Raw genomic sequence first — 12,440 nt, forward strand, 5'->3', positions numbered from 1 at the left:
AGACCTGTATGTTTACATCGCTCTCATGACCTCACGCATCGATGTTCTCGCCGGTACAGCTCTGGTGATTCTGTGGAGTTCGGGCTTCATCGGAGCAGAATTCGGCACCGCCGAAGCTCCGGCCCACACGCTGCTGGCCTGGAGGTACCTGGTGGCAGTCGTGCTCCTCGTCGCGTGGTGCCGATGGCGACGACTCACCCCGACGTGGCACGCGCTGCGTATCCACGCAGTCCTCGGCCTCTTCTGTCAGTTCCTCTACCTCGGTGCCACCATCACCGGCATCGGCATGGGCGTCCCTCCGGGTGTCGCCGCCCTGATCGCTGCATTGCAGCCGCTGGTGGTCGCGCTGGCCTCGAGCAGGATCTTCGGCGAACGCGTCGGATCGAGAGGAATTCTCGGCCTCGTCGTCGGTATCGCCGGAGTGACGCTCGTCGTCGTCGGTGACCTGTCCGGTGCCGATCTCGCCTGGCCCGTCTACCTGCTGCCGGCCGCGGGCATGCTGGCGCTGTCGGCCGGGACGATCGGGCAACGGTTACTGGATCCGAAAGAACCCATCGCGCTGGCCATGGCGATCCAATGTGGTATCAGCGCAGTCGGTTTCATGACGTGGAGTTCATTCGCCGGCGACGCGGTACCGCCCATGACGACGGGTTTCTGGGCTGCGGTGGCGTGGACGGTGGTGCTGTCGACCTTCGGCGCTTACGGCGCGTACCTGTTCGTCGTGCGCCGCAGTGGTCCGACTCGTGCCAGCGTGCTGCTCTACCTGACACCGCCGACGACGATGCTCTGGGCTTTCGTGATGTTCGGCGACGCGGTCACGTGGTTCGGTATCGCGGGCCTCGCGGTCTCGGGGATCGGGGTCGCCGCCTACCTCAGTGCACATCCGGACCGTAGAGCCCGCTCACACACCGGTGAGGGCAGCGAGCATCGTGTCCAGTTCGGCGAAGGTGACGAAGTAGTGCGGAGATGCACGGACGACGGCGTCGAGCCCCCGGCCTGTCATGTCCAGTCGAGTGGAACCGCGATGGCTCACCGTGACCGTCACGTTTCGGTCGGCAAGTCGGTCGCGGACGGCCACCGGCTCCTCACCGTCCACGGTGAACGAGACGATGCCGCTCTTGCGGTCACCGAGATCGTGGACGGTGACCCCGGGAATGCGTCGCATGCCGGCACGTAGGTACTCGGCGCGCTCGGAGATGGCGTCCGCGACGTCGTCGATGCCCAGTTCGAGTAGATAGTCGACGGCCGCGCCGAGGGCGAGGCGGGCTGCGACGTCGCATTCCCAGAACTCGAAACGTGTTGCGTCATCGGCCATCCGGTAGGTGGACGAGTCCTCCCACTGCGCGCTGTGCAGATCGAGAGCCGGTGGATGCAAGCTCGCGGCCAATTCCGGACGCAGGTACAGGAACCCGGTACCTCGGGGCCCGCGTAGCCACTTGCGACCGGTGGCCGACAGCGCATCGACGCCGAGTTCGTCCACGTCAACCCGCAGCTGGCCGATGGACTGACACGCGTCGAGCAGAACGAGGGCACCGTGTCGATGGGCGAGATCGGCCACCGCGCGGGCCGGGTTGATCAAGCCTCCGTTGGTGGGCGCGTGCACGACCGACACCACCCGGACTCGGTCGTCGAGCATCTGTTCGAGGGCGTCCACGTCGATGCACCCCGACGCGTCGCTCGGAATCACCTCGACGGTGGCCCCGGAGACCTCGGCGCGGTGCAGCGCGGAAATGGCGTTGCTGGCGTACTCGGCCTCGCACAGCAGGATTCGATCCCCGGCCGACAACGGCACCGAGTAGAAGAAGTCGGTCCAGGCACGAGTGGCGGAATCGCTCAGAGCGATGGTCGACGCCGGTGCCCCGATCAGGGTTCCGATCGACGTCTTGACCGCCGCGAGATCGTCGAGGCGTTCGCTCGCGGCCCGGTACCCGCCGATCTCCGCCTCGCGGCGCAGATGGGCGATCGCGGTGTCGACGACGACGGTGGGCGGCAGCGAGGAGCCGGCGCTGTCGAGAAATACCCGGCCCGACGCACCAGGGGTGTCGCGGCGAATGCGGTCGTGATCGAGCATCGATAGTCCTTCCGGTAGCGAACTCTCGGGCATCAGGGTTCCACAATCGGTAGCCTCGATACGACGCGGGATCTCGGCGTTTTCGATCCTGGCAGCTGGGTACATTGCGTAGTCGGATCGCGGTGAGTGGGAAAGAAGGAAATGTGTCCTCCAACGAGAAGTCCCTCGAGCTGAGCACGCGCCCAGCCATCGAGGCATACGTGTCGAAGGTGTGTTTCAAGCTGGGGCCACCGTCGCTCATCGGTGCCGAACTCGAATGGCTCACCGCCCTCGACGACGGTTCGCGGCCCTCCCTGTCAGCTCTGGCCGCTGCGCTCGGTGATCACTCCCCGCGCAGTATCGCTCCCGAGTCACCCGCCCTGACGTTGCCGGGCGGAAGTATCGTCACCGTCGAACCGGGCGGCCAAGTCGAATTGTCCAGTTCGCCTTATATTTCCGTTTCCCAGCTCGAACCGCTGCTCGACGCCGATGCCCGACTGTTGCACGACATGCTCGGTCGCGACGGCATCTCCATCAGCGCAGTTCCCGCCGACGCCGTGCGAGATCCCGAACGACTACTGGTCTTACCGCGCTACTGCGCGATGGAAAACCGTTTCACCACCATCGGGCCTTTCGGCAAGCTGATGATGTGCAACACCGCCGCCACCCAGGTCAGTGTGGACGCCGGACGTGATCGGGCCGAGGTCACTTCGCGATGGCAGATGCTGCACGCCATCGGCCCGGCCTTCGTCGCTGCGTTCGCGCGCTCTCCCGAACTCGCCGGGGCACCGGCGGGTGCGTGGGCATCGCAGCGAATGCGCACCTGGCTCGAACTCGATTCCAGTCGGACCACGGTACCGAACACGGGCGATCCGATCGCCGATTACGCGCGGTGGGCACTCGACGTTCCGCTCCTCTGTATTCGGGGAACCACCCAGAACTGGGAAGCGCCGTCCGGCATCACTTTTGCGCAGTGGCTCGACGATCCGAGCGTTGTCGGTCGCCCGGCAACCTACGCCGATCTCGACTACCACCTGACGACGCTGTTCCCGCATGTCCGAGCCTGCGGGCACCTCGAAATCCGTTACCTCGACGCGCAACCCGACGGGCAATGGGTGATACCGGCCGCCGCGTTCGAGGCGCTGCTGTCCACTCCCGATCTGGTTTCCCAGGCCACCGAACTCGGCGCAGGCACAGCCGGTCGGTGGCTCGATGCGGCCCGGGCAGGTCTGGCCGATGGCGAGTTGCGCAGGGCCGCAAGCGAAGTGCTCGATCTCGCATCATCCGCGGGAGGAGAGTTCTCCCAGCAGCTGCGTGCGGCATCTCGGAGATGTCGCGCCGGTATTTCGCCCCACGAATTCGATGCGGTGTCGCCGACATCGCAGAGCCGAAAGGAATCGGTGTGAGCGCCGAAGAACTCAGGACCAGAATCGAGACCGTGCTGACTCGGAGCCGGTCCCGCAGCGCCTCGCTCACCGAGTGCGTGGACGAAACCGAACTGATGGCTCAGCATTCGCCGTTGATGAGCCCGCTGATCTGGGATCTGGCACACATCGGCAGTCAGGAAGAACTCTGGCTCGTGCGCGATGTCGGCGGCCGCGATCCGGTGCGGCCGGACATCGACGAGTTGTACGACGCGTTCAAGCACTCGCGTTCGTCGCGAACGTCCCTGCCGCTCCTGACGCCCGAGGAAGCGCGCGCCTACGTGCATACCGTTCGAGACAAGGCCTGGGACGTGTTGGAGCACAGCACGTTCGAGGGTCGGCCGGTCGAGAAGCACGGGTTCGCGTTCGGAATGATCGCCCAGCACGAGCAGCAGCACGACGAAACCATGCTCGCAACCCACCAGTTACGTTCCGGCCCAGCCGTTCTCACTTCTCCCGCACCGCCGACGTCCACGATGCCGGTGGCGGGGGAAGCCATCATTGCCGGTGGGCCGTTCTCGATGGGGACGTCGCTCGACCCGTGGGCGTTGGACAACGAGCGGCCTGCACACGCCGTGCACGTGCCGACCTTCGCCATCGACCGGGCCCCGATCACCAACGCGCAGTACATGAACTTCATCGCCGACGGTGGCTACGAGCGCCCCGAGTTGTGGACGGAGAAGGGGTGGGCGCACCGCGTCGATGCGCAGCTCACCGCCCCTCAGTTCTGGGAGGCCGATTCCGACGGCACCTGGTGGCGTCGAAGCTTCGGGGTACGCAGGCCGGTGCGTCCGCAGCAGCCCGTCGTGCACGTGTGCTGGTTCGAGGCCGACGCCTACGCGCGCTGGGCAGGCAAGCGGCTACCGACGGAAGCGGAATGGGAGAAGGCCGCGCGGTACGACGCGGCGTCGAACACCTCCCGCGCCTATCCCTGGGGAGACGCCGAACCCACTGCAGCACATGCCAATCTGAATCAGCGACATCTCGAACCGGCCGATGTGGGGGCGTATCCGCAGGGTGTGTCCTCGGCCGGGGTCCATCAGCTCATCGGTGACGTGTGGGAGTGGACGTCCTCGGGTTTCGAGGCGTACCCGGGATTCGAGGCATTCCCGTATGCCGAGTACTCGGAGGTGTTTCTGCGCGGCGACTACAAGGTGTTGCGCGGCGGCTCTTTCGGCACCGACGAAGTGGCTTGCCGCGGGACGTTCCGAAATTGGGATCACCCGATTCGTCGGCAGATCTTCAGTGGGTTCCGGTTGGCCCGCGACGTCGAGTCGCACTGAATGTGCCGTCATCTCGGGTACCTCGGAGCAACCACCTCGGTCGGGTCACTGCTGACCCGGGGCCATAACTCCCTGCGCACACAATCGTTCGCGCCCACCGACATGCGGGGCGGCGGCACCATCAACGCCGACGGGTTCGGCGTTGCCTGGTGGGACGGCGACGACACCGTGCGCAGCTATCGCAATCCGATGCCCATCTGGACCGACCCTGCGGTCGACGATGCTCTGCCGCAACTGCAGTCGACGTCGGTGATCGCGGCAGTCCGATCGGCCACCGTGGGAATGCCGGTCGAACGCAGTGCCTGTGCCCCGTTCACCGACGAGCGCTGGGCATTCAGCCACAACGGCGTCGTGTTCGGTTGGCCGGAATCGTTGGCGGAGCTGTGGTCGGAGATTCCGCCGACCGATGCGTTGATGCTGCCGGCCCCTACCGACGCCGCCGGATTGTGGATCGTGCTGCGAAACCTGTTGCGCACACACGATCCCGAGTCGGCATTGCGCATGCTGGTTCGAGAGGTTCTGGCCAGGTCGCCCAAGGCGCGCCTGAATTTTCTGCTCTCGGACGGCACGTCCATGTATGCCACGGCGGTGCATCATTCGCTGTCGGTACTGCAGACCGAGGATTCGGTCACGATCGCCTCCGAACCCGTCGACGACGATCCCGAATGGATCTCTATCGACGACCGCAGCATCGTCGTCGCGACAGCGACCGGTGTCACCGTTTCGACCCTGGAAGAATGAAGGAGAGTCATGAGCACGGTGGACGTACATCTGACCGACACGACGCTGCTGGACGAATTGCGCAAGGACGTGCGGGAGGGCTTGACGGCCGACCCGAAGTGGCTCTCGCCCAAGTACTTCTACGATGCCGTCGGCAGTGAGCTGTTCGAGCAGATCACGGTGCTGCCGGAGTACTACCCGACCCGCACCGAGCGCGCGCTGATCGAGGAGCATGCACTCGACATAGCCCGGGCCACCGAATCGTCGATGTTGATCGAGCTGGGCTCGGGTTCGTCGGAGAAGACCAAGCTGCTGTTGTCTGCCGGCATCGAACACGGTTCGCTGAGAACGTATGTGCCTCAGGATGTGTCCAGTACCGCCTTGGAGGGTGCCATCGAGCAGATCTCGAAGGAGTTCCCGACGCTGGAACTGCACGGCATCGTCAGCGATTTCACCGACACCCTGCACAATCTTCCCTCCGGAACAGGCCGCACCATCGCCTTCCTCGGCGGCACTCTGGGGAACCTCATCCCGCAGGAACGCGAGGAATTCCTTGCGGCTGTAGCGGACGCACTCGACCCCGGCGAGTTTCTGCTGCTCGGGGTGGGCTTGGTGATCGATCCGGACGTGCTCGTTCCCGCGTACGACGACGCGGCCGGGGTGACAGCGGAGTTCAACCGAAACGTGTTGTCGGTCCTGAACTCTCGGCTCGGCGCGAACTTCGACCCCGAGGCCTTCGAGCACGTGGCACTGTGGAACGCCGAGCACGAGTGGATCGAGATGCGCCTGCGGGCCACCGCTGCGCAGGAGGTGTATTTGCACGATCTCGACCTGCACGTGCACTTCGAGTCCGGAGAAGATCTACGTACCGAGATCTCCGCGAAGTTCCGGCCGGACGGCATTGCCGGTGAATTGAAGATGGCGGGCTTCGACGTCCTCCATCTGTGGTCCGACGCAGATTCGCGCTTCGCTCTGATCCTGGCCGGAAGGGTCTGAACGAACCGCTGGCATTGCGGGCACCACTGCACACTATGTTCGCCGATCGGCGGGATTCCGTCGATCGGCGTCGGTAGTGGGCAACCCTGCCCGTCGACGTCGCGTATTCACGGGAGTCGACGTCCCGTTGCTGCAACCGACTTCCGGCGACGACGCACCACCGTGATGATTTCGTCCACGACGCGATCGAGTTCGGCAAGCGCTGTGGCCGCCGAGTATCGCAGCACCAACCATCCGTCGAGTACCAACTCGTTCTGCCGTCGACGATCGTTGTTGAACGTCGCGGGATCGGTGTGGAACTCTCGTCCGTCGATCTCGACGATGACTCGTGCGGAAAAGTCGACCAGGTCGCCGTAGAACCTACCTACGCGCGCATTGATCTCCATTGTGAAGTGGCGAGCTTTCAGTGCCCGCGCCACCACCCGTTCCGGCTCGGACAGAGTTCTCGGGCAACAGGTTCGGAGCTGCTTGCGCACTGCAGCCATCCCGTCCATGCCCTTTGCCGTGTCACACAGTTCAGCGACCCGACGCCACGGCACGTGATTGTCGATGGCGTTGTCGAAGAACTTCTCGAGATCGGGCGTCGACAAGCAGGTCGCGACATCGACGAACGTTTGCTCCAGGGACACCACTCGCATGCCGCGTCGCGTGGTGGTGTCGCCGAGAACTCGGCGATGAACTCGGATCCAGGGCACCGACCTCGACTGGCCGGTCGGGCCGACAGTGACGTCGACCGGATGCGGTTCGTATTGGATCAGTCCCCATAACCATGCCGCACTTTCGTGACTCAGTGCGGCGTCCGGTCTCCACAGGGTGGCCCCGAGGCACAGTCCGAAATAGTCCGGCTTCTCCGTCGCGTAGACCTTCGGTAGCAGTCGCACCAGCTCACCCGACCGCGACCGCCTCGAAATCGTGCTCGTGCTGATTCCTTGTGCGAGCAATTGCTGCACTGTGTAAACCCCCATTGCTACACCGTTGCGGCTGACGGGCCCGCGCAACAGTGGCAATCTCGCAATTGTGGATAACTCGACGACGTTATCAACAGGACTGCCCGGCGGAGCGGGCACGGTTGCACGCTACGGTCGCCGATCGACGGAATTCCGTCGATCGGCGACCGTAGTGCGCAACCATGCCCCTGGTAGCCAACCCGAAGCCTCGAGGTCAGGTGTCCGCCAACGCGAGTACCGGCGAGATCTTGTTCGCCCGCCGCGCCGGTGCCAACGATGCTCCGAGCGCCAGAAGCCCGCCGCACAGTACCGTGCCTGCGATGACGGCCCAGGGGAGTGTCGGAGCAGACACGCCGCCGCCGCTCAGCGAACCCAGCAGCGATTGTGCTGCGGCCCAACCGTATCCGATTCCGAGGATCAGCCCGAAGCCCATCGACGCGACCACCATCTGGGTGCTCTCCGAGACGATCATGGAACGAATCTGCTTGCGGGTGAACCCGAGGGCGCGCAACAGACCGATTTCCCGGGTGCGTTGCAGGATGCTCAGCAGCAGGTTGTTCACCATGCCGACCGCGGCGATGACGGCGGAGAAACCGATGAGGCCGGTCATGATTCCGACGGTCACCGTCAGCACTTGACCGATGGTCTCCTCGTCGTACTCGTCGACGAGCATCGATCGATAGCTGTACATCGCGACCGCGAAGGTGACCACCAACGTCACCCCGATGAGAAGGCCCACTGCAGTGCGGGTGCTGCGATCCGGATAGCGAATTGCGTTGGCGGACGCCAATCGTGCGGCCGGCCCGCGGCCCGCCATCCTTCCGACGAGTCGGAGCACGCCGGGCAGAATGCGGTACGCACCCACCATGATGCCGGTGAACGATGCCACACCGCCGAAGAACGCGACCAGTACTCCGCCGGGGTTGACCATCCCGATCAGCACACCGAGGCCGAGCAGCACGACACCGCCCGCGATGAGCACGATCGACAACACCGTCCGTACCCGCCTCGACCGTGGAGTCTCGATCCCGGTGTCGACGGCACCGCCGGTCGCCTGAATCGGAGTGACGTCCAGAACTTTCCGTGATCCGACGTACGACGCCAGCGTCGTCGTCAGAACCACGGTGACGACGGGAAGGACCACCAGCGGTTGTACGGACGTGTACTGCACATCCGGCAACTGACGGGCCGAGACCGCGACGGCGCGGGCCAGGTGACTGACACCGACACCGAGCACCAGACCGACTGCGCCACCGAACAACCCGACGAGGAAGCCTTCCCGGGCGACCGATCGACGCAGATCGCGAGCCCGGGCACCCAGTAGGCGGAGCAGCGCGATGGTGCGGGTGCGGCCGGCCACGATCGTCGCGAACGTGTTGGAGGTGACGACAGCCGCGACATACAGGGCAAGGCCGATGAACACCAGGGCCACGCAGTACAACGCCACGATTCCGGTGCTGTCGCTGCCGTCGTCGAAGATGTCGACCAGAAACGCAGTGGCCTGGATCAGCACGACGCCGAAGAACGACGCGAGCGCCGTCACCAGAATGCTCGCACCGTGTTCCCGAGACGCCCGAGCAGATGTGGACACGCTCATCGGAGAACACCTTCCATTCCCAGCATGTAGTTCGAGATCTGTTCCGGCGTCGAACGTCCCAGTTCGTCGACGATGCGGCCGTCGGCGAGGAAGACGATGCGATCGGCGTAACTGGCCGCGACTGGATCGTGGGTGACCATCACGATGGATTGACCGTACTGATGTACCGCCGCAGCGAGGAGGCCGAGAACCTCACGCCCGGTGCGGGAATCGAGGTTGCCGGTGGGCTCGTCGGCGAAGATCAGCTGCGGCCGAGTACCCAGAGCGCGAGCGATCGCGACGCGTTGCTGCTGCCCACCCGAGAGCTGATGGGGCCGGTGCCCGACGCGGCTCTGCAACCCCAGGGTGTCGATGAGTTGCTCGATCCAGGCCGACTCCTCAGCGGTGGGCGCGCGGCCGTCCAGCTCGAACGGCAGCAGAATGTTGCCCCTGACGTCGAGCGTCGGAACGAGATTGAACGACTGGAAGATGAAGCCGACCTGCTTGCGGCGCAACGTCGTCAGAGCGTCGTCGCCCGCCGACGTGATGTCGGCTCCGGCCAGCATGAGCTGCCCGGAACTGGGGGTGTCCAACCCTGCCATGACATGCATGAGGGTGGACTTGCCGGAACCCGATGGCCCCATGATGGCGGTGAACCGGCCGCCGTGAATGTCGAGAGAGACGTTGTCGAGCGCGCTCACCGGGTTGGACGAGTCGCCGAAATGCTTGCTGACTTGAAATGCCCGTGCAACAGGGCCTGCTGTGATGGTCATGGCAACAACGCTATGAATTCGCCGGACCGAAGTAATCAGGCGCGAGTCTTCGCGTCGTACATCTGCAGGATGACTTCGGTGTCAGTCTCCAGTCAGTCCGTGCTCGAAGGCGTAGACCACCAACTGCACCCGATCACGCAGGTGGAGTTTGGCGAAGATGCGGCTGATGTGTGTCTTCACGGTGGCTTCGCTGAGATACTCCAGCTCGGCGATCTCGGAGTTGCTCAACCCGCGTGCGGTGAGCCTGAACAGCTCCTTTTCCCGCGCCGTGAGAGTGGCGAATTCGGCCGGTGCCTTCGGTACAGCGGGAGTCGGGGTGAAGTGCGCGAGCAGGCCGGTCGTCGCCGACGCAGCAATGACCGAGTTGCCCGCGTGCACCGTGCGGATCGCCGCGAGGAGGAACTCCGGGTCGGCGTCTTTGAGGACGAACCCGCTTGCACCGGAACGGATTGCACGTGCAGCGCTCTCGTCGAGATCGAACGTCGTCAAGACCAGAATCCGGGGCGGGTGCTCGGATGCGGCCAGGATCTGCTCGGTGGCGGCGATACCGTCGAGCACCGGCATCCGCACGTCCATGAGCATCACGTCCGGCGTTGCGGACGCGGCGAGCGCAACGGCCTCGACGCCGTTCCCGGCTTCCCCGACGAACTCGAGATCGGACTGGGAGGAGATGAGCATACGAATGCCCGCCCGGAACAGTTGCTGGTCGTCCACCAGTGCGACTCTGATGCGTTCGCTCATGACACTTTTCCCTTGCTGGCTTCGGACGCGGCAGGCAGCCACGCAGTGACGGTCCACGACGAGTCGTCACCGGACGCGATGCACGTACCGCCCGAGAGGCCGGCACGCTCCTTCATGCCGGCGACCCCGTGGCCGGAGGATTCGGTGACCGAACGGCCGGGACGGACACTGTTGCGGACCGTCAGTTCGACGCCGGCAGAATCGGATTCGATGGTGACGGACACCGGCTCGTCCGGGTCGCCGTGGCGCAGCGCATTGGTCAACGATTCCTGTGCGATGCGGTACAGCGCCAGGTGCGCTCCGGCCCCCAACGACGAGCCGGTGGTGTCGATGGTGGCGTCGATCTGCAGACCGGTGGCCCGCATCGAGGCGAGCAGTCGATCCAGGTCCTCCGATGTCGGGTTCGGCAGGTCGCCTTGGCTGTGCCGCAGCTGGCCGAGTAGCACCCGTACATCGGACAGCGCGGCGCGAGCGGTATCGGAGATGGTGGTCAGTGCGGTGTCCACCGCGGCGGGATCGACAGCGCGTACGTACCGCGCGCCGTCGGCCTGTGCGATCACCACGGCCAGCGAATGCGCCACGATGTCGTGCATGTCGCGGGCAATTCGGTTGCGCTCCTGCTCGATTGCCACCTCGTGCTCGGCGCGGGCCTGATGAACCTCAGCGAGCTCACGGGCGTGCGCGGATTCGATCGATGTGCGCCGCGCGTAAGCCAAGCGACCCAAGGCCCAGGACAACCCGAGTATCGCCCACAGGCCCGCGAGGAGGAAAGCGAACTGTAGGAGTCGGGGTTCCTGAAAGCCCTCTTCCGTCGGTGGGCCGAACGGATTACCGTCCACGTAGGCCAGATACACCGCTGCGATCACTCCGCCGCCGACGGCGGACGCGAGCCCGAGGCGTCGAACCACGTTGTCGCCGTACGCGGCCGTGCAATACAGAATTGCGAAGATCGCAGTGTCCGCAGACAGCGGCAGCACTCCGGTGACCATCTGCACGACGGCCAGCACCCAGGCGAGCGCCAAGGACCATCGTGGTGATCGGCGTCGGATGGCCAGTGCAACGCCGAACCCGACCAGAACGCCCACACCTGCGGTGCCGGCGACTCCGTTCACGGTGGACGCCAGCAGCAGCAGGACGAACACGACCGCGTACGCGGCGTCGAGTACCTGCCGTGAGATCGATAGCTTGCGCAGCACTCGATCAGACTACGTGCATCAGTTGGTGCGGCGACGCGCCTTCTCGAGGGCGGCCAGCGTCGTCAGAACGGTCGTCCGCTGCTTCTCGAGATCCTTCATACGTGCGCGTGCCGGTAGGCCCTGCGCGCCGTCGAGTGCGCTGATCTGTTCGTCCACCGAGGTGAGTTGAGTCAGCAACTTCTCCACCCGCGACTGCAGTTCGATCGCGTCGATGCCGGTGACACCGGCCTGCGACTTCTTGGTGGGTGCCTTCGCCGGAGCAGACCCCGACGTCGTCGCCGACGAAGACGCCGCTGCGTTCACTGCAGCAGCGGCTCTGGGCCGCAATGCTTTGCGGACCGCGGCCGGGTCGGGGAGCTTCTCGAGTCGAATGCGGTTGAGCACCTCACGCGCATCGCGGGCGGTGACGCGGTACTCGCGCTCCTCCTCGTCGTCGGACGCGAGCGTGCCACCCAGAGGCCGCAGGCCGTACATGCCGATGAAGTGCTTCGCCTCGTCGATGACGGCTTCCTTCTCTCGGCACAGGCCGCACCGCGGCTCGTTACGGAAGGTTTCGACGCTGTCGGTGCTGCCGCACCAGACGCACCCGCCCGGCGTCCATCGAGCGATTCTGACGGTAGTAGTTCCGGCCGGGGCGTTGAGAGAATGTGCGTCGATCACGACGAGTCATCTTAGGTGACAACAAAACCCGCCCCGCACGCCCCCGTCTCGCGAGCTGCATATTCCGGCCACGG

Annotated in this window: 11 protein-coding genes and 1 pseudogene; 5 read left to right on the top strand and 7 right to left on the bottom strand. The window is 65.0% G+C overall.

Going from position 1 to position 12,440, the window contains the following annotated elements:
* Positions 1 to 25 precede the first annotated feature (25 nt).
* Positions 26 to 853 (top strand): annotated as a pseudogene (locus CH285_RS03690) (DMT family transporter); the annotation flags it as partial.
* A 48-nt stretch (positions 854 to 901) separates the two neighbouring features.
* On the opposite strand, the gene CH285_RS03695 reads toward CH285_RS03690, so the two are convergent.
* A complete protein-coding gene (locus tag CH285_RS03695; RefSeq protein ID WP_094644616.1) occupies positions 902 to 2,071 on the bottom strand; it encodes an aminotransferase class V-fold PLP-dependent enzyme in 1,170 nt (389 codons plus the stop codon).
* A gap of 143 nt (positions 2,072 to 2,214) precedes the next feature.
* Here CH285_RS03695 and egtA point away from each other — a divergent pair, with 143 nt between their 5' ends.
* Genes egtA through egtD form a run of 4 tightly spaced genes read left to right on the top strand, consistent with a single transcriptional unit; the run spans position 2,215 to position 6,473 of the window.
* Positions 2,215 to 3,456 (top strand): ergothioneine biosynthesis glutamate--cysteine ligase EgtA, encoded by a 1,242-nt coding sequence (egtA, locus tag CH285_RS03700; protein ID WP_027496090.1) that lies wholly within the window; start codon positions 2,215 to 2,217, stop codon positions 3,454 to 3,456.
* Positions 3,453 to 4,757 carry an ergothioneine biosynthesis protein EgtB gene (egtB, locus tag CH285_RS03705; RefSeq protein ID WP_027496091.1) on the top strand — a complete coding sequence of 435 codons (1,305 nt, stop codon included), beginning with the start codon at positions 3,453 to 3,455 and terminating at the stop codon, positions 4,755 to 4,757. The genes egtA and egtB overlap by 4 nt, the downstream gene beginning before the upstream one ends.
* Positions 4,758 to 5,498 (top strand): ergothioneine biosynthesis protein EgtC, encoded by a 741-nt coding sequence (gene egtC, locus CH285_RS03710; RefSeq protein ID WP_027496092.1) that lies wholly within the window; start codon positions 4,758 to 4,760, stop codon positions 5,496 to 5,498.
* Between the two features lie 9 nt (positions 5,499 to 5,507).
* Positions 5,508 to 6,473 (top strand): L-histidine N(alpha)-methyltransferase, encoded by a 966-nt coding sequence (gene egtD, locus CH285_RS03715; RefSeq protein ID WP_027496093.1) that lies wholly within the window; start codon positions 5,508 to 5,510, stop codon positions 6,471 to 6,473.
* A gap of 107 nt (positions 6,474 to 6,580) precedes the next feature.
* On the opposite strand, the gene CH285_RS03720 is transcribed toward egtD, so the two are convergent.
* From CH285_RS03720 to CH285_RS03745, 6 genes are all read right to left on the bottom strand, one after another.
* The gene (locus tag CH285_RS03720) at positions 6,581 to 7,438 is read right to left on the bottom strand and encodes a DUF559 domain-containing protein (protein WP_027496094.1); all 858 of its coding nucleotides are present in this window, start codon (positions 7,436 to 7,438) and stop codon (positions 6,581 to 6,583) included.
* 196 nt (positions 7,439 to 7,634) lie between these two features.
* The gene (locus CH285_RS03725; protein ID WP_027496095.1) at positions 7,635 to 9,017 is read right to left on the bottom strand and encodes an ABC transporter permease; all 1,383 of its coding nucleotides are present in this window, start codon (positions 9,015 to 9,017) and stop codon (positions 7,635 to 7,637) included.
* A complete protein-coding gene (locus CH285_RS03730; RefSeq protein WP_032371206.1) occupies positions 9,014 to 9,769 on the bottom strand; it encodes an ABC transporter ATP-binding protein in 756 nt (251 codons plus the stop codon). Before CH285_RS03730 ends, CH285_RS03725 begins: the two co-directional genes overlap by 4 nt.
* An 81-nt stretch (positions 9,770 to 9,850) precedes the next feature.
* Positions 9,851 to 10,510, bottom strand: coding sequence for a response regulator (locus tag CH285_RS03735; protein WP_032364108.1), 660 nt, complete (start codon positions 10,508 to 10,510; stop codon positions 9,851 to 9,853).
* On the bottom strand, positions 10,507 to 11,706 hold the full coding sequence (locus CH285_RS03740; RefSeq protein ID WP_032373017.1) for a sensor histidine kinase: 1,200 nt from the start codon (positions 11,704 to 11,706) through the stop codon (positions 10,507 to 10,509). Before CH285_RS03740 ends, CH285_RS03735 begins: the two co-directional genes overlap by 4 nt.
* 18 nt (positions 11,707 to 11,724) lie before the next feature.
* The gene (locus CH285_RS03745; protein ID WP_027496099.1) at positions 11,725 to 12,366 is read right to left on the bottom strand and encodes a hypothetical protein; all 642 of its coding nucleotides are present in this window, start codon (positions 12,364 to 12,366) and stop codon (positions 11,725 to 11,727) included.
* Positions 12,367 to 12,440: the final 74 nt, after the last annotated feature.

Source organism: Rhodococcus sp. 05-2256-B1, assembly GCF_002258465.1.
In the GTDB taxonomy this organism is placed as follows: domain Bacteria; phylum Actinomycetota; class Actinomycetes; order Mycobacteriales; family Mycobacteriaceae; genus Rhodococcoides; species Rhodococcoides fascians.